Below are 17,277 nucleotides of genomic sequence, written 5' to 3' on the forward strand. Positions count from 1 at the left end.
ATGAGAATATTGACCTTACGCCTTAAAAACCTAAACGCCCTAAAAGGGGAGTGGAAGATAGATTTCACCCAGTCGCCGTTTATCGACAATGGCCTGTTTGCTATCACAGGCCCAACCGGGGCGGGTAAAACCACGTTGCTTGATGCCATTTGTTTAGCGCTTTATCACCAAACCCCTCGCTTGGGGCCAATATCAACGTCAAACAACGATATCATGACCCGCGGCACGGCAGAGTGCCTGGCGGAGGTTGAGTTTGATATTAAGGGCAAAGCATACCGTGCGTTTTGGAGTATGCGTCGGGCCAGAGGAAAAGTTGACGGTAATCTGCAAAGTGCCGAAGTTGAGCTAGCCGAAGTTGAAAGCGGCAAGATATTGGCTTACCAGGTTAGGCCGAAAAGTGAAGAGATTGAAAAGCTGACCGGCCTTAATTTTGCCCGTTTCACCAAGTCTATGATGTTGTCGCAAGGGGATTTTGCTGCGTTTTTAAATGCTAACGAGGCCGACCGAGCGGAGCTGCTTGAAGAGTTAACTGGCACCGAAATTTACGGGCAGATATCACAGGCGGTACATCAGCAATTTAGTGACGCTAAACAAAAGAAAAAAGAGTTTGCGATAAAGCTAGAAGGCGTAACCTTGCTTAGCGACGAGCAAATCACCCAGCTTGAAGAAGAGCAAGCACAAACCAAGAGCCAAGTCGCAACGTCTAACCAAACACTTGTTCAGTTACAAAAGCAACAGCAGTGGCAACAAGCGTTTAACGCCAATGAGCTAACCATAAAAGAAGCCAGTGGAGCGCAGCAGAGCGCGAATAACGCCATCAATGAGGCGAAGCATGAGCTTGAACTCCTAACCCAAAGTGAGCCAGCAGAAAAGCTTCGCCTGCCATTTTTGCAAAGAAACGGGCTTCAGCAAGACGTAACCCGTTATAAAGAAAGGCTTGAAGAGAAAGCAGCCCAGTTGCCCGACGTGAAAACGCAAAAGGCACAGCTCAGTTTGGAAGTGACCAACGCTGAACAAGCGCTAGCGCTTACAAAGCAACAAAGCAGTGAGCTTGAAAAGCGCATAAATGAGCAGGTGATTCCGCTAGATAACCAAATAGCGCAGCTCACTACTGAACAGCAAAAAGCAAACGAAAACGCGGCACGTTTAAAGCAATCAATAAACGCGTTAACGCTGAAGCGCACAGAAATCGAAAACGCTTCGGCAGATAACAAAACAAAGCTTGGTGAACTGGAAACTTACTTACGTGAACACCACTCACTTAGCGGCATGGCAGAATTTATAAGTGGCTGGAGCGAAACGGCGCGCCATCTTGAACATGATCAGAAGCAGTTAGAAACACTGACACAAAGCGTAAAGAATGATCGTCAGGCGCTTTCATCCCTAGACGAAGCTATCGCAAAAACAAATGAGTCGTTAAACACCTTAACGCAGACCTTCGATGACAAAAACGTGCAAGTAGCCAAGTGCGAAAAGGCACTTCAGGCCGCGCTATCTGACAAACCAAGTGATACTCATAGTGCTAATACAACCAGCAAAGCAAGCCTTCAGCAAGAGCGAGATAATAAGCTTCATCATTGGGATAACGTATTACAGATAGGGCATATTCAACAGCAATATTTGGCACTAGAGCAAGACAAAGTATCGCTGAGTGCGCAGAAAGAGGACTTAGCGAAGCAACTAGCACAGCAGCAATCTGACCGCCAAGCCTTGGTTGATGCTTACAAGCAAACTCGTAGTAACCTAAAAGACATAGAGGCGCTTATCGCCCTGGATGCTGAAGTGGCGCACCTTCGCGCACAGTTAAAAAGTGGCGAGCCATGCCCTGTCTGTGGGGCAAACGAGCACACCACGTCTAGCGTGGTTATTGATGTACCTGAAACTATCCAAAAGCGAGATAGCTTAAAGCAGCAGTTAGATGATATTGAGCAGCAAGGGGCGCGGGCAAAAGAAAGTGTTACACACACTGAATTCACACTTGCTCAGGTTAATAAGCAGCTAGAACAGGCAAGCGGGCAACGAGATACGCTGCTAGAAAAGTGGCAGCAGATTTCAAGCGTACTTAGCGCTGATATACCGAGCTTTGAAAAGGTCGACATTAATACATCGCAAAGCGTCTCTCAATTTACCCAGCAGTTTAAAACTCGACTTGATGATATTAGTGCTCAATTAACCCGTTTAGAAGAGTGCGAGCAAGCTCTAAATGCTGCACTGCAGGCTAAAAATGAAGCGCAACAGGCATTACAAGGCAAACAGTCAGAACTTGCAGTTTCTCTGCAGCAGCGCGAAACCTGGGAAAAGCAATTTAACGAACGTAATACAGAGTTAGAGAGTAAAACAAAAAGGGTTAACGATGGTATTTTAGCGCTAAGCGAGACTATGACAGCGCACGGTGCTGACATTCACAACCTGTCTATTGATGGAATTACCACGTGGTTAAATGAAAAAGCCGAAGCGCTTAAAACCTATAAACACAATCATCAGCTACACGCTAAACTTAAAGATGAGCTGCAAGAGGTGAGTAGCAAGTTGCTTGTGCTTAATCGCGATATCGAAAGCGCTGACAACCAGCTAAAGGGCGTAACTGAAGAGCTTGTGCAGCTAGATACTAGCCTAAAGGCACTGCGAGACTCGCGCTCAACCGTATTCCCTGAAGGTGATATTGCTGAAACCAGAAATAAGGCAAGCGAAGCCCAAGAGCACGCTGAGCGAAACGTAAATGAATGCAAATCTCGCCTGCAGCAAACGGACACTATTTTGTCTCGTTTAGAAGCAGAAATTGCCCAGCTTAGTGAACAACTAAACGAGAAAGAGCTGGCGCTTAAAGAGGCAACAGAGCACTTTAACCGTCAGTTGGCGAGTAGCCCATTTACCGACGAGCAAGCGTTCAGTAGTGCGCTTTTAGACGAAGATACTCGCAACACCTTGCTTGAACTGCAAAAGCGATTAACACAGCAAAAACAACAAGCAGACTTAAAGCTAGAAAATGTGCTTGCTACACGGCAATCGCTTACAGCGAATGCTAACACAGCGCAGTGGCAGCGAGAGTTAGAAGAACACGGTGCACAGTGGCTTGATACGAAAATATCCCAACTAGCACAGCAGCGGGATACATTGTTATCTTCCTTAGGACAAATTGAACAGCAGCTAAACGCTAACAATCAAGCCCGCGAAAGGCAGCAGCAGCTTGTGGATGAGATGGCCGCGTTTGAGGCCTATTACGACGATATTACTTACCTGCACTCGTTAATTGGTTCGGCCAGCGGCGACAAATTCAGACGGTTTGCCCAAGGGCTTACGTTAGACAACTTAGTGCAGCTTGCAAATCAGCAGCTTGATAAATTACACGGTCGCTATCAGCTAATGCGAAAAGAAAACGAAGGGTTGGGTTTAAGTGTATTAGACACCTGGCAAGGTGACGTAGTGCGAGACACCAAAACCCTGTCTGGCGGAGAAAGCTTTTTGGTGAGCCTTGCACTGGCATTGGCTTTATCTGACTTGGTCAGTCACAAGACCAGTATCGATTCACTGTTTTTGGATGAAGGCTTTGGCACCCTTGATGCAGAAACGTTAGATGTGGCCCTTGATGCACTAGACAACTTAAATGCCAGCGGAAAAATGATTGGTGTGATAAGCCATATTGAAGCCATGAAAGAGCGTATTCCTACTCAGCTTAAAGTGATAAAACGCAATGGCGTAGGTTTAAGTGCACTAGAAAAGCCTTATGCGGTGGGGTGACCTCACCGCACAAGGTAAAATTTATCAAATGTTTACTTACAAATAAGTGCGTAGCAAACACTCGCAAATTCATGGATGTATGATACGTTATTCGTCCTAAATGTAGATATGGACATCATAAATAGTGAAACGATTTGCAATATTTCCTCTTCTTGCCTCTTTCAGTACTTTCGGTAGTACCTTTCAGTGTGAAAGTGAGTTTGAATGGCTAAAGAGCACGTTTGAAAACAACGATGCCGGTTTTCAATATAGCGTCGAGAAAAAAGGGCAGGACCTTTATTCCGCCCACAGCAATGCCATCTTGGCTCGGGCACAAAGCGCGAAGAACGAACCGCAATGCCACACAGTACTTATCGACTGGCTTAAATTTTTTCGCAAGGGGCATATAGGTCTTGCGCTAAATACAAATAATTCAAACGAAATGGTAATCGAATCGAAAGTACATGATTTCGACTTATCAGCATTTAAACAGCATTTAGAAACTAAAAGTGATGAGTCTCTTGAGGGGATTTGGCAATTTTCCAGCTATACGGTTGCGTTAAAAAAAGAAGGCAATGTCCATAAAGGCTATATCGTTGAAAGTACCAATCCGTCATGGAAGGCAGGGCAAGTAAAGTTCATTGTTAACGACCCTGAAGGCGACAATGCCGCAAAAGTAACGTTTTTTATGGGTGATCACTCTGCAAGACAAATAGAGACCATAACGTACTTGGGTAACAACGAAGTGGTGTTGGGCAATAGCTTTATCGTTATGTCGCGAGAGGAACCGCGACAAGAATCGTCGCCTGAAATAACACGCTATGTTCGCCTACTAAGTACAAAGGCTCCGCTATTCGAAAAAATTTCAGAGAACACAGTATTAGTTCGCATACCGTCTTTCGACCATGCCCTCAAAAAAGATATCGACGCCGTTATCGCAGAGCACCTGGATACGATTTTAGAAACCGAAAACCTCATTATCGACATCCGGGGAAACGGTGGTGGTAGTGATGCAAGCTATGCTTCTTTGCTACCAATTTTATACACCAACCCTATTCGCACTGTAGGCGTGGAATACTTATCAACCGAGCTTAACAACTCTAGAATGCTCGGCTTTTTGCAAAACCCTCATTTCAATGAAGAAGAAAAGCAGTGGGCTAAAGACGGATATGACATTCTTCAGCAACACATTGGTAGCTACATCAATATTGGTGAAGATGTAACGGTAGAGAAATTTGATAAAATTGAACCCTTGCCAAAAAGTATAGGCGTACTTGTTGATTCAAGTAATGGCAGCACCGCTGAGCAGTTCTTGCTGGCGGCTAAACAAAGCAAGAAAGTAAAGCTGTTTGGGCAGACCACTGCGGGTGTGCTCGATATCTCTAATATGTATCAAACTAATTCGCCGAGCGGTGCTTTTACCTTGCATTACAGTTTAACCAAAAGTTTGCGTATTCCCCACATGGCCATTGATGGAGTGGGCATCCAGCCAGACTATTATATTGACGAAGATATCCCTATTTACGAGTGGACGTCTTATACGCAAAAGATACTTGAAAGCATGTAAACCCTTATAAACGGCAAGCATACGGTAATTTGCGAGTAACTAAGGCTAAACAGGTTCATTTGTGTAACGTTATCCTTTATGGTGCGTCGTCAAAAATAATAATGGACCAACATTTATGGATTCAACGTCACGCCCTAGCCTGTTTCAGCGCTACATGAATGGCAGTTTGGTACTGCAAATTATCATCGGTATTGTATGTGGTATTGCGATAGCGAGTTTTTCACCTTCAGCTGCTCAATCTGCAGGGCTGTTGGGGAGTTTATTCGTAAAGGCCCTTAAAGCGATAGCGCCTCTATTAGTGTTTGTTTTGGTCATGGCGTCCATTGCTAACCACAAACAAAACGAGCAAACTTTTATAAAACCGGTACTAGTACTGTATTTATTAGGTACGTTACTGGCTGCGCTAACTGCCGTATTGGCAAGCTTTGCGTTTCCTACCAGCTTAAGCTTAGTGACTTCAGAAGTTAGCCAAGCTGCGCCGAAAGGGGTGTCGGAAGTGCTTACCACCTTGCTTTATAACATGGTGGATAATCCGGTAAATGCATTAGTAAATGGAAACTACATCGGTATTCTTACTTGGGCTGTAGGCCTAGGTTTAGGCCTTCGACACGCTAGCGAGGCAACGAAAGCACTGCTGCAAAATATGGCAGATAGCGTAACAACCGTGGTGGGTTTTGTTATTAAACTCGCGCCCTTCGGTATTTTCGGCTTGGTAGCTAATACCATTGCTACAACGGGCTTTGAAGCATTGCTTGGTTACTCTCATTTATTAACGGTACTCATTGGCGCGATGCTATTTATCGCACTAGTGACCAACCCCTTGTTAGTATTACTGGCAACCAAAAAGAACCCTTATCCTTTGGTGTTCAAATGCCTTAAAGAAAGTGGCATTACGGCATTCTTCACTCGTAGTTCGGCGGCGAATATCCCGGTAAACATGGCGCTGTGTAAACGCTTAAAGCTTGATGAGGACACCTATTCGGTATCTATTCCGTTAGGCGCCACCATTAATATGGCTGGGGCTGCGATCACAATAACCGTGTTGACGCTAGCTGCGGTTAATACTTTGGGAATTTCTGTAGATTTCCCTACTGCTGTATTGTTAAGCGTTATCGCTGCGGTATCAGCATGTGGAAGTTCAGGTGTTGCAGGTGGTTCGCTGCTGCTTATTCCGCTTGCCTGTAGCCTGTTTAATATACCCAATGAAGTGGCTATGCAGGTGGTTGCGGTGGGCTTTATTGTTGGCGTACTGCAAGACTCTGCTGAAACAGCATTAAATAGCTCCACCGATGTCTTGTTTACCGCCGCTGCGTGTGAAAGGGCAGGCGGCCAGTAAACATAAAAGCGTTAAACAGTTTAAGTGTGCGAACTTACTGCATCTACCGCTTCAAAAATTAGCCGTGCAGCCAGCTTTGCTGTGCGGCTATCAATATCATAATTGGGGTTCATTTCCGCAACGTCACACAATCTCCATTGATACCCGTAAGTACTTTGATGCTGTGCTAAAAAGTGTAGCGCGTTGATAACAAGTGTGGGGGATATTCCCAATGCACTGGGCGCGCTAACGCCAGGTGCTTGTGCGGCTGGAAATGCATCTAAACATACAGTGACGTAAAGCTCATCGATGTCTTTTAGCATCGGAGATAGCAGCTCATCAATTCGCTGCATGCACAGCGATTCATCATTTAATGCCACGTCGGTTAAATAACGGGTCTTGGATGTAATAGCAAAGTTAAACAGCGCTGGTGTATTAGCCGCTTTCGATACGCCCAAACAAGCATAATGAAACGGTGTGTCGTGTAACTGGCAGTGATCATACACTTGCCTGAACGGCGTACCTGAACTGGTGTTTGGTGAAGGCTTTCTTAAATCAAAATGGGCGTCGAAATTAATAATACCAATGCGTGCGCTTTCGGGCTTAGCATTGAAAACCCCTTGATAGCTACCCCATGCAATTTCATGTCCCCCTCCCAGCCCAATGACCAATCCATCATTTTGCTTGAGCGCATAACAAATGGCGTCAGCATATTGGGTTTGTGCCTGGGCTAAGTTCTCTTTAGCGGTAACATTGCCTAAATCGGCTAATGATGCGTTTAGCCAGTGCCAAGGCAAGTTTGCAAGTGCTTGGCGAATAGCGTTTGGGCCCGCGGCTGCACCTACGCGGCCTTTGTTAAATGCCACACCCAAATCACTTTCAAAACCAACAAGAGTAATGGTGTTGGTAAAGGCGCTATCTTCACTAACCTCAGTTTCGTTAACTTTTTGATGCCAGCGCAAGCCTCTAGCACCATCTTCGCTGTCTATTCTGCCTTGCCACCTAAACATGTTTCCCCTCCTTGTACACGGCAATAGGGCGATGGCCATTAATACAGTAGGCAAGCTCTGCGGGGGTTTCGACATCCCATAAGGTGAAGTCTGCCAGCCTTCCTACATCAATAATACCTCGGTCTTGTAGCCCAAGTGCGCCCGCTGCATGCACTGTAGCGCCGCGAATTGCTTCTTCTGGGGTTAACTGAAACAACACGCAACTCATATTCATCGCGGTAAGTATAGAGGCCAACGGTGAACTGCCAGGGTTAAAGTCTGTCGCTATCGCCATTGGAACATTGTGGGCCCGAAGTGCATTTACCGGCGGCTTTTGCACTTCACTTAGATAATAAAACGCGCCCGGAAGCAATACGGCAACGGTACCACTTTGGGCAAGTAAGGGGATATCGCTGTCAGCTAAGTATTCGATGTGATCTACTGATAGTGCACCGTATTTAGCCGCCAAGATAGCACCTTTACTGTCGCTAAGCTGCTCTACATGAGCTTTAATTGGCAGGCCATGCTTTTGTGCACTGGAAAATACACGTTCTGTTTGTGAAGTAGAAAAGCCGATGGTTTCACAAAATACATCAACGGCGTCAGTCAATTTTTGCGAAGCAATATGAGGAAGTGCCTCGTTGCAAATAAAATCAATATACCCGTCTGGGTCATCAGTAAATTCATTTGGCAGGGCGTGAGCGCCTAAATAGGTAGTTTGAATATTCACAGGAAGGTGTTGCTCAAGGGATTTAGCCACACGCAACATACGCGCTTCAGTGTTTAAGTCTAATCCGTATCCTGATTTTACTTCAATGGTGGTAACACCTTCTTCGCATAGTCGCTTTGCTCGCTTTATCGCGGTATTACGCAAAGTGCGCTCATCAGCACATCGCGTTTTTTCCACTGTACCTTTAATGCCGCCGCCTCGCTGGGCTATGTCAACGTAACTTGCGCCCTGCAAACGCATCTCAAACTCTTCAGCGCGGTTACCGCCGTACACTAGATGAGTATGACAATCGATGAATCCAGGCAATAACCATGGGTGCTTGGCGTTTGCTCCTTCATCTTCACCTTCATCTTGAGAAATAAGCGTAGTGGCATCAAGTACGTTTTTGGCTTGCTTAAACACGTCGCTTAGCGAATTGTCGCAGGGGATTAGTGCAGCAATTTTTCCGTCCTTTAGAGCAATGGCATGTGAAGGTAATTCGCCATAAGGCAACCCATTGTTTTGCATAGATGCAATGCGAACGTTGTAAATAACCGAGTCGTACTGATAAGCCATAACGTGTTCCACCTTAAGTCACCTATTGCCTAGCTCTTTGCCTAGTTCTACCCAGTGCCTTCACTGAAACATAGCGCAAATTTTAAAAATCAGTGTACTTGTGCATACTTGTATATACAAGTATGCTGTTAGCATATTATTAACAATTTAGTTGTGAACCCACGATATGCAACCTCGATACAGGGTAATTAAAACGGCAATTTTAGATGCTATTGAAAGTGGTGTAATGAAGCCGGGTAGTCAAGTGCCCTCAGAAAACCAACTTGCTCAGCAACATGGTGTTAGTCGAATGACTGCACGACGTGCGTTAAGTGAAATGGTAGATGAAGGTATCTTAATGCGTAGTCAGGGAATAGGCACTTTTGTGTCAGATAGCCGCCCTATGAGTTCAATGTTAGAAATCAAAAGTATTCGCGATGAAATTGAGCGGCGGGGGCATAGATACACTAACGAGATATTGGTGCTTGAAACTGCACCTGCCAGTGATGCTATTTCACAGCGCCTAGCCGTTGATGTAGGAGAGCCTATATTTCACAGCATTATCGTTCACTGTGAGAACAATTTGCCCGTTCAGTATGAAGACAGGTGGGTTAATCCAGCTTGGATTAACGACTACTTAGATAAGGATTTTAAAGCGCAAACCGCTAACTTTTATCTGAATCAAGTCGCGCCACTTTCACAGGCGGACCATAGCGTAGAAGCTGTAATTGTTGAAAAAGATATTGCACAAGCGTTACTGATAAAGCCTAAAGAGCCTTGCCTAAAGATTACTCGAAGGACATTTTCCCGTGGGACGGGGAATGAAAATGGGTTAGCCGCTGTGGTTAGCCACGCTGTGTTGTTCCACCCTGGCAGTAGATACCGACTGGGAGGACACTTGGAGTTTTAAGTGTAAACGCGCCCAAGACGCTAACTCTCAAGGCGCTTCTTATAAAAATACTGCTTCTTATAACAACAATATTTCAGTAAAAGAAAAAGACGCCTAGGAGAAGTTTATGAAACGCCTCGACCCTACAAGAGAAATTCGTGCCCCAAGAGGCAGTACGTTAAACGCAAAGAGTTGGCAAACCGAAGCGCCGCTTCGCATGTTGATGAATAACCTGGATCCAGACGTGGCGGAACATCCACAAAACTTGGTAGTTTACGGCGGCATTGGGCGCGCGGCCCGAGACTGGGCGTCATACGACAAAATTGTTGAAGTGCTTAAGCGCTTAAATACTGACGAAACATTACTTGTTCAATCAGGTAAGCCTGTTGGCGTCTTTCCCACCCATGAAAACGCACCTCGCGTGTTAATTGCTAACTCTAACCTTGTTCCGCACTGGGCGAATTGGGAGCACTTCAACGCTCTAGATAAAGAAGGTTTGATGATGTATGGGCAAATGACGGCAGGATCGTGGATATATATAGGCTCTCAAGGCATTGTGCAAGGCACGTATGAAACCTTTGTGAGCGTGGCTAAAACCCATTTTGGCGGTAATGCTGAAGGGCGCTGGATTTTGACGGGCGGCTTAGGCGGTATGGGTGGAGCACAGCCACTTGCGGCTACCATGGCTGGCTTTTCAATGGTGGCAGTGGAAGTTGATGAAACCCGTATAGATTTCAGAATTCGCACAGGCTATCTAGATAAAAAAGCCCATTCGTTAGAAGAGGCGATACAACTACTAGAGAAAGCCAAACAAAACGGTAAACCAGTCTCTATAGGCTTGCTCGGCAATGCTGCTGAGGTATTTCCCGATATGCTAGAGAAAGGGATCATTCCTGATGTTGTGACCGATCAAACCAGTGCTCACGACCCGCTTAATGGCTATCTGCCGATTGGATGGACGCTAGATCAAGCCGAAGCGCAGCGTACAAAAGACGAAGCTTGTGTGATTAAAAAAGCGAAGCAGTCGATGGCATTACAGGTTAAAGCCATGCTGGGTTTTCAACAGGCAGGCGCGGCAACGCTCGATTATGGCAACAACATTAGGCAAATGGCGCTGGAAGAAGGCGTTGAGCATGCTTTTGATTTCCCGGGTTTTGTACCCGCTTATATTCGCCCGCTGTTTTGTCAGGGTATTGGCCCCTTTAGATGGGCTGCTTTATCTGGCGACCCAGAAGATATCTATAAAACGGACGCTAAAGTTAAAGAGCTTATACCCGATAATCCGCATCTACATAACTGGCTAGATATGGCCGAAGAACGCATTCAGTTCCAAGGCCTGCCTGCGCGTATTTGCTGGGTTGGACTAGGTGAAAGACAAAAGCTTGGACTGGCCTTTAACGAAATGGTGCGCAATGGTGAGTTAAGCGCTCCGGTAGTGATTGGTCGAGATCATCTCGACTCTGGTTCGGTAGCTTCCCCAAATAGAGAAACCGAGGCCATGCTCGATGGTTCAGATGCGGTTTCGGACTGGCCGTTATTAAACGCGCTATTAAACACAGCAGGTGGTGCGACTTGGGTGAGCCTTCATCATGGTGGTGGCGTAGGAATGGGCTTCAGCCAACATTCAGGCGTGGTTATTGTCTGTGACGGTACTGATGCCGCGGCCGAGCGTATAGCTCGGGTACTTCATAACGACCCCGCTACAGGCGTAATGCGTCATGCCGATGCAGGCTATGACATTGCAAAAGATTGTGCAGACAAACATAAACTTGACCTTCCTATGGTAAATTCCATGGCTAATAATCAAGGGGCTGGCAATGAAGGTTCGAGTTCTAGCTTTGATTCACACCAAAATAGCTCACACAAAATTAGCTCACACCAAAACTTAGGCGGGGAGGCGTAGTTATGTCCCAGACGTCTTTTTTCACTAAGCAAGACGGTGTTCAAAAGCTAACCCTTGTTCCTGGCACACTGACCTTAGAACAGTTAAGAGAAGTGCATCGAAACCATATTCACTTGTCGCTGGTTGAGAGTGCGATACCTGCCATAAACGCTGCCGAGCAAGTAGTGCTGAACGTCATAGAAGAAAATCGAACCGTGTACGGCATTAACACGGGCTTTGGGTTATTGGCTAATACGCGAATTGATGCCGATGAATTGGAGTTATTGCAGCGCAGTATAGTACTTTCTCATGCGGCCGGTACCGGTGACTTTATGCAAGAAGATACAGTGCGTTTACTTATGCTGCTGAAGATTAATTCGCTAGCACGGGGTTTTTCGGGTATTCGTTTGAGCGTAATAGAGGCGCTGATTACCTTATTTAACGCACAGGTTTACCCTGCCATTCCTGAAAAAGGGTCGGTAGGGGCTAGTGGAGACTTAGCGCCTTTAGCACACATGAGTGTAGTGCTTTTGGGTGAAGGGGAAGCCTTCTACAAAGGAGAACGTATTAGTGCGGCCAAAGCATTAGAAATAGCTGGTATGCGGCCTATTGCGCTGGCACCCAAAGAGGGCTTGGCACTGTTAAACGGTACACAGGCATCAACAGCGTTTGCACTTCAGGGGCTGTTTTATACTGAAAATGCGCTTCATAGTGCTATCGGTATTGGTGCGCTCACGGTTGAAGCCGCGTTAGGTTCTCGGGTGCCCTTCGACCCGCGCATTCACGAAGTACGAGGCCATAAAAGCCAGTGTGATGTGGCGACTGCATTTAGAGCATTGTTAGATACCTCAGAGATTGGTAACTCACACCAAAGATGTGAAAAAGTGCAAGATCCGTATTCATTGCGCTGTCAGCCGCAAGTAATGGGGGCCTGTTTACAACAAATGCGATACGCCCAAGATATTCTAGTGACTGAAGCGAATGGCGTTAGCGATAACCCGCTAGTTTTTGTTGAAAGCAGTGATGGTTCGAATGTTAGCGAAGCGACCGCTGGCGATATTTTGTCTGGCGGAAACTTTCATGCGGAAACGGTGGCGATGGCAGCAGACATGTTGGCTATAGCGCTGTCTGAGATTGGCGCGCTGTCAGAGCGCAGAATGTCGCTAATGATAGATACTCACTTAAGCGGCTTGCCGCCATTTTTGGTTGAAAACGGTGGGGTAAACTCAGGGTTTATGATTGCGCAGGTGACCTGTGCTGCACTTGCTAGTGAAAATAAAACCTTGGCGCACCCAGCATCCATCGATTCTTTGCCTACGTCTGCTAACCAAGAAGACCATGTGTCTATGGCTACATTTGCGGCAAGGCGATTAAGAGACATTTTTGACAACGTAGCGGGCATTTTAGCCATTGAATGGTTAGCGGCCTGCCAAGGTTTAGATTTTAGAAAACCCTTAACAACGAGTGAAAAGCTGCAGGAATTAATGCAGTTACTAAGAAAGCAGGTGCCTTTTTACGACAAGGACCGCTATTTCGCGCCAGACATAGAAAAAGCCAAGCAACTTATAAAACATTATGCGCTTATGGATAAAATACAGCTTAACCTGCTGGGCTAAAATGATCACAGACGCGGTAATTCGAGTAGGTACATAAAAGGTTATAATTAGCATAGAGGCGATAAAGGTATGAAAACAAGCGGACGTTGGATGAAGCGTAAAAAACACCGTGCTTTTTCAAATAAGATTTCAATAAAAAGCACCGCTTTCAAAGGTTCTGTACTTGGGCTACTCACTGCTTCGCTTTTTACATTAGCAGGCTGTAGTGATAGCGAAGTTGGCGATGTGTCGCTTGGGCTGTTTACCACAAAAGATATCAAAATTGATGCGCTTCAAGACCCTGTTGTCACTGGCGTTACCTGTCATATTTCAAGTATTGAAGCGAATTTGGATTTGTCTGACCCATCAGACAGCTCTATTGCGTGCAGACAAACCGGCCCAATCACAGCAGAGATGCTAGAGGCTATTGATAAGTCAGATTCTGGTGAAGTGATATTTAAAAAATCTAAAAGCGTGTTTTTCAAAAATATGAAGCTTCGCCGAATTTATGATGCAGACTCGAAGACGCTGATTTACTTATCTTACAGTACTAAAGAAACATCAGGAAGTTACAAACATAGCTTGTCTACTGTTCCCCTCTGGGAGACGCTTGCCTTCAAAAAGTCAACGTAAATACAAACGCGTAAATAACGCGAATGCCCTCGAAAGTGAGGGCATTTTTGATGATGTTCATAGCTTTTGATGCTAAGCGTGATAGCGTTTATGTACTAGTAAAGGAAGCTCAGCTATGAAACTTTACACATCTTTGGTAAGAAGGTGGCAATCGCTTAGAAAAAGCGCGTGTAAACCAGCATGGCACTTAATGCAGTGTCATCGTCGGTTAGCGGGCTATCGCTAATGCTATCGTCAAAGAAAGTAGCGCCAACCTCTAAACGCGTCATACCGCCTAGAAACTGGCGGGTAGAAACAGCAATGCGGACTTCTGTATTAAGTGCGCTATCGCCGTTATATGTGTTTCGAAACGCAGTAGCTTCCTCGGGACGTACACCGTAATAGTAGTCGACATAATTACTGTCTTGGTAGGTAACGCCGACTGATGGCTCTATCATGAAGTTATCTACTCTAAACTGTTTGCCTATTCGAGCAGACGCTTGATAGCCGTCGAACTTACCCAAAATATCCGCATTGGTTGATAATGAATATACCCAGCTGCCCGCATTATAGTTTAGGCCAACGCCAGCCGCATAGCTAAAGTCTCTATCTTCCATGCCGGTAAACACGGCGCTGTCATCTTCTTCATAACCTGCAAATACCGGCACAAGTTGGGCATCAAGGGTGAGGCCCTTTTCTCTAAATAACTCGTAACCTATGAATGGCCCGTAAACCCTAAGCTTTTCACCTGTGTAGCCAATAATAGGAATAGGCACAATACGGTTATCAAAGTCGGTATAAACGTCTTGAGATGCGGCAACACCAAAACCCCACATCCAGCCTTGAGGCTGTTGTGGTCTTGCTGACTGCTGTGCAGAAACGATGGAGGAGAACACGAGTAATGTTGACAGGCTTACTGAGCCTAAACACTTTAATAGAGTCATTAATTAATTTCCTTTTTAATCACAATACAGCCTAAACTTCAGGTTCGATCAATTCTTTGCCTGCTCTTCACATACAGTGTTTATTTAAAGGTGTAATCCAAAAGGGCTATATCTTTCTCAAAATGAGTGGCTACTAAATCAACTAACTCACTATTGCAGTAGCGGCGATAATCCCCTCTATTGTTAGCTTTTCCTTTATGAGAAAACGAAATCACTGGAAGCAGTGTGAAGGTTGTTTGTTACAGTCAAATTTAAAGCGATTTGGAAAGTTAAACTGTGCGTGAGAATGCTTAAAGTAACTTTCTATCGATAGAGAAGATTGCTTGTAATAAACTGAGAAGAGGTTTAGTGCAAAACCAGAATAGTCTAAATTCAGTATTAAGCTCATTAGCTTTGAAATAGGGAAGTGTTATGAAGTTTGTGACAAAGTTTAGTGTGCTGGTTGCCATATCAATGCTGGCAACAGGATGTGTAACGCAAAGAGGTGTGGAGCCAAGTGAAAGTGTTCCTACAGAGATTAATGTCGATAAATCAAGTTCAGGTGATCAAACAAATAATGATGCGCTAGATAAAGAGGTTGATGGTTCAGAGCAAGCAAGCGAGGACGAAGCCGATGAAGCTAATGAGCCGATAGAAGTACCGAAGCAAAAGATAGGGGTTTTCATCAATGCTAATGAATTCCCATCGCACACCCATGTTGGTACGACTAAGTTTAATAACTTCTCGAAAGAGTACGCATACGACTGGCAGATAGCATCTACGCTTTTTACTAAACTTAAAGCAGCAATAGAGCAATCAAGCCGATTTGAAGTGGTTGATGTATCACCCAAAGTTAAAGGAGCATGGCAACTAGATTTTGTGGTGAAGCAAGACAATAATTGGTCTTTTAATGAAAATCAAAATGCACTTAGAAAATCGCTGTTAGCTGACGGTGTTACAAAAATTATTATTGTTCAAGAGGCACCAACAGTAGCCATCACAGAATGCGGTACTTATGGTTGCTCAGAACATCAAAGTGAAGGTTTCGGCCTATTTACTCGGAGCTTCTTGGGAACCGATTATTACATCGCGTCAGCAAGTTTTGATATCAGCATTGAAAGCTTAGACAAGCCCGTAGACATAGCGTCGAAACCTTTGTTTAAAGAGTTAAAAGATGACGCAATGAAGAACGTGCGCATTGAAGAATTTGTCCCACCTGAAGATTTTGATGAAGTGACAGAAAAAGAGCTAGCGCCTATCAAAGATTCAATCATTAGTTACTTCGATCGTTTAGCTGAAACGGCGGCCAAGTACTTTTCCAATCAATAGATTATAAAAAAACAAAAACGGGCACTTAATTAAGTGCCCGTTTTTTTGGGGTTCACCATCCAAACCTAAAAGGTGTGTAGGTAACGTTAGTGGCATTGTCTCCTAACTATTATCTACCTGCTTTAGGCTCAATTCATCGGTCGCCAAAAGGCGATGTATCGGCATTTTTTGTGAAAAAGACTAATGGTAAGAGGCTGGGCGATAGCTTGTTAATTCTTGCTAGTGAAGTCATGAATATTGGACTACAAAACACATTGTTTTTGTTGAAAACTTGTGCGATTTTATCGAGATACCCTTCCACGCTCATAGAACTGATAGGGCTAAAGCGGGGGTATGGTGAGGTAGCTAGGTTTTAAAAATATAATTAAAAGGTGCAAAAAGCACAAAGGAATAAAAATGAAATTGCCGTTTAAGTTGTTTTCAATAGTTATTATGACCATTGTTGTAGCGGGATGTGCGTCAACGTATGTGCCACCCACAACCGGTTATAAAGCCCCCGAAAAAAGTAAAATTGGAGTTCTGGTTGTCGCTAAAGAGAACCCTAGCCATACCCATGTTGGTACAACAATATTTAATAATTTCAACAAAGAGTATGATTACGATTGGCAGCTTAAAGAAAGCATTTTCAATGTTTTCGAAGAGAAAATTGAGAGCGGAACGTCATACGATGTTGTAGACATATCAAACCTCATTTCTGAGAACGATACACTTACCTTCGTTGATGTAGTGAACAAAGAGTGGGTATTTAATGAGAAAAGCGCGAACACACGAGAAAAGCTTGTCGCTCAGGGCATAACAGCGGTTGTTATAATTAAAGAAACACCCACGTTAGCAGCAATGGAGTGCGGCATGTATGGCTGTTCAGAACATTACAGCCAAGGTTATGGGCTTTTTACTAGAAGCTTTCTAGGATTAGATAACTACATGGCCTCAGCTAGCTTTGCTATTTCTATAGAGACCATTGATAAGCCAGTGGATATCACACGGTTAGAGCATGTAAAAGAAACTCAAACGTTCTTGGCAAAGAACAAGCCTATAGAAGGTTTTCAAGATCCTACAGACTTTGAAAATATGACTGAGGAAGAGTTAGCCCCAGTGAAAGCTGCTCTAATCGAGTATTTCGATAATCTAGCGGGAATGACTAGACAGTTTTTAGTAGGAAATGAAGAGGTTTAAGTTCAATAAAGCATTAACT

At 44.7% G+C, this 17,277-nt stretch carries 12 protein-coding genes; 9 read left to right on the forward strand and 3 right to left on the reverse strand.

The features are described 5' to 3' along the window. The 3 genes from PCAR9_RS03945 to sstT all read left to right on the forward strand — a co-directional run bounded on the left by PCAR9_RS03945 (position 1) and on the right by sstT (position 6,620). On the forward strand, positions 1-3,738 hold the full coding sequence (locus tag PCAR9_RS03945; RefSeq protein WP_179982496.1) for an AAA family ATPase: 3,738 nt from the start codon (positions 1-3) through the stop codon (positions 3,736-3,738). 124 nt (positions 3,739-3,862) lie between these two features. Then, entirely contained in the window at positions 3,863-5,284 is a 1,422-nt protein-coding gene (locus tag PCAR9_RS03950; RefSeq protein WP_179982497.1) for a S41 family peptidase, read from the forward strand. Between the two features lie 115 nt (positions 5,285-5,399). After that, the gene (gene sstT, locus PCAR9_RS03955; protein WP_179982498.1) at positions 5,400-6,620 is read left to right on the forward strand and encodes a serine/threonine transporter SstT; all 1,221 of its coding nucleotides are present in this window, start codon (positions 5,400-5,402) and stop codon (positions 6,618-6,620) included. A gap of 20 nt (positions 6,621-6,640) precedes the next feature. Here sstT and hutG read toward each other — a convergent pair whose 3' ends face one another. Then, positions 6,641-7,609: a formimidoylglutamase gene (gene hutG, locus PCAR9_RS03960; RefSeq protein WP_179982499.1), complete on the reverse strand. Its 969-nt coding sequence runs from the start codon at positions 7,607-7,609 to the stop codon at positions 6,641-6,643. After that, entirely contained in the window at positions 7,602-8,885 is a 1,284-nt protein-coding gene (hutI, locus tag PCAR9_RS03965; protein WP_232091111.1) for an imidazolonepropionase, read from the reverse strand. The genes hutG and hutI overlap by 8 nt, the downstream gene beginning before the upstream one ends. A 154-nt stretch (positions 8,886-9,039) precedes the next feature. On the opposite strand from hutI, the gene hutC reads away from it, so the two are divergent. The 4 genes from hutC (at position 9,040) to PCAR9_RS03985 (ending at position 13,851) form a co-directional block, all read left to right on the forward strand. Next, on the forward strand, positions 9,040-9,762 hold the full coding sequence (gene hutC / locus PCAR9_RS03970; RefSeq protein WP_179982500.1) for a histidine utilization transcriptional repressor HutC: 723 nt from the start codon (positions 9,040-9,042) through the stop codon (positions 9,760-9,762). Between the two features lie 106 nt (positions 9,763-9,868). Beyond that, positions 9,869-11,644, forward strand: a complete 1,776-nt coding sequence (gene hutU / locus PCAR9_RS03975; protein ID WP_232091112.1) for a urocanate hydratase — start codon at positions 9,869-9,871, stop codon at positions 11,642-11,644. A 2-nt stretch (positions 11,645-11,646) separates the two neighbouring features. Continuing rightward, positions 11,647-13,239 carry a histidine ammonia-lyase gene (gene hutH / locus PCAR9_RS03980; protein ID WP_179982501.1) on the forward strand — a complete coding sequence of 531 codons (1,593 nt, stop codon included), beginning with the start codon at positions 11,647-11,649 and terminating at the stop codon, positions 13,237-13,239. Between the two features lie 69 nt (positions 13,240-13,308). Further along, positions 13,309-13,851: a CreA family protein gene (locus PCAR9_RS03985; RefSeq protein ID WP_179982502.1), complete on the forward strand. Its 543-nt coding sequence runs from the start codon at positions 13,309-13,311 to the stop codon at positions 13,849-13,851. 155 nt (positions 13,852-14,006) lie between these two features. On the opposite strand, the gene PCAR9_RS03990 is transcribed toward PCAR9_RS03985, so the two are convergent. Beyond that, entirely contained in the window at positions 14,007-14,774 is a 768-nt protein-coding gene (locus tag PCAR9_RS03990) for a MipA/OmpV family protein (protein ID WP_179982503.1), read from the reverse strand. 411 nt (positions 14,775-15,185) lie between these two features. Between PCAR9_RS03990 and PCAR9_RS03995 the strand changes: the two genes are divergently transcribed. After that, a complete protein-coding gene (locus PCAR9_RS03995; protein WP_179982504.1) occupies positions 15,186-16,082 on the forward strand; it encodes a hypothetical protein in 897 nt (298 codons plus the stop codon). A 396-nt stretch (positions 16,083-16,478) separates the two neighbouring features. After that, positions 16,479-17,258 (forward strand): hypothetical protein, encoded by a 780-nt coding sequence (locus tag PCAR9_RS04000; protein ID WP_179982505.1) that lies wholly within the window; start codon positions 16,479-16,481, stop codon positions 17,256-17,258. Positions 17,259-17,277 lie beyond the last annotated feature (19 nt).

This window comes from Alteromonas macleodii (assembly GCF_903772925.1).
Lineage (GTDB): Bacteria > Pseudomonadota > Gammaproteobacteria > Enterobacterales > Alteromonadaceae > Alteromonas > Alteromonas macleodii_A.

Excerpts from the sequence above, each read along its gene's own strand:
- PCAR9_RS03945 (WP_179982496.1), top strand. The coding sequence starts at position 1 with ATGAGAATATTGACCTTACGCCTTAAAAACCTAAACGCCCTAAAAGGG.
- sstT (WP_179982498.1), top strand. The coding sequence starts at position 5,400 with ATGGATTCAACGTCACGCCCTAGCCTGTTTCAGCGCTACATGAATGGC.
- hutG (WP_179982499.1), bottom strand. The coding sequence starts at position 7,609 with ATGTTTAGGTGGCAAGGCAGAATAGACAGCGAAGATGGTGCTAGAGGC.
- hutC (WP_179982500.1), top strand. The coding sequence starts at position 9,040 with ATGCAACCTCGATACAGGGTAATTAAAACGGCAATTTTAGATGCTATT.
- hutU (WP_232091112.1), top strand. The coding sequence starts at position 9,869 with ATGAAACGCCTCGACCCTACAAGAGAAATTCGTGCCCCAAGAGGCAGT.
- hutH (WP_179982501.1), top strand. The coding sequence starts at position 11,647 with ATGTCCCAGACGTCTTTTTTCACTAAGCAAGACGGTGTTCAAAAGCTA.
- PCAR9_RS03985 (WP_179982502.1), top strand. The coding sequence starts at position 13,309 with ATGAAAACAAGCGGACGTTGGATGAAGCGTAAAAAACACCGTGCTTTT.
- PCAR9_RS03990 (WP_179982503.1), bottom strand. The coding sequence starts at position 14,774 with ATGACTCTATTAAAGTGTTTAGGCTCAGTAAGCCTGTCAACATTACTC.
- PCAR9_RS03995 (WP_179982504.1), top strand. The coding sequence starts at position 15,186 with ATGAAGTTTGTGACAAAGTTTAGTGTGCTGGTTGCCATATCAATGCTG.
- PCAR9_RS04000 (WP_179982505.1), top strand. The coding sequence starts at position 16,479 with ATGAAATTGCCGTTTAAGTTGTTTTCAATAGTTATTATGACCATTGTT.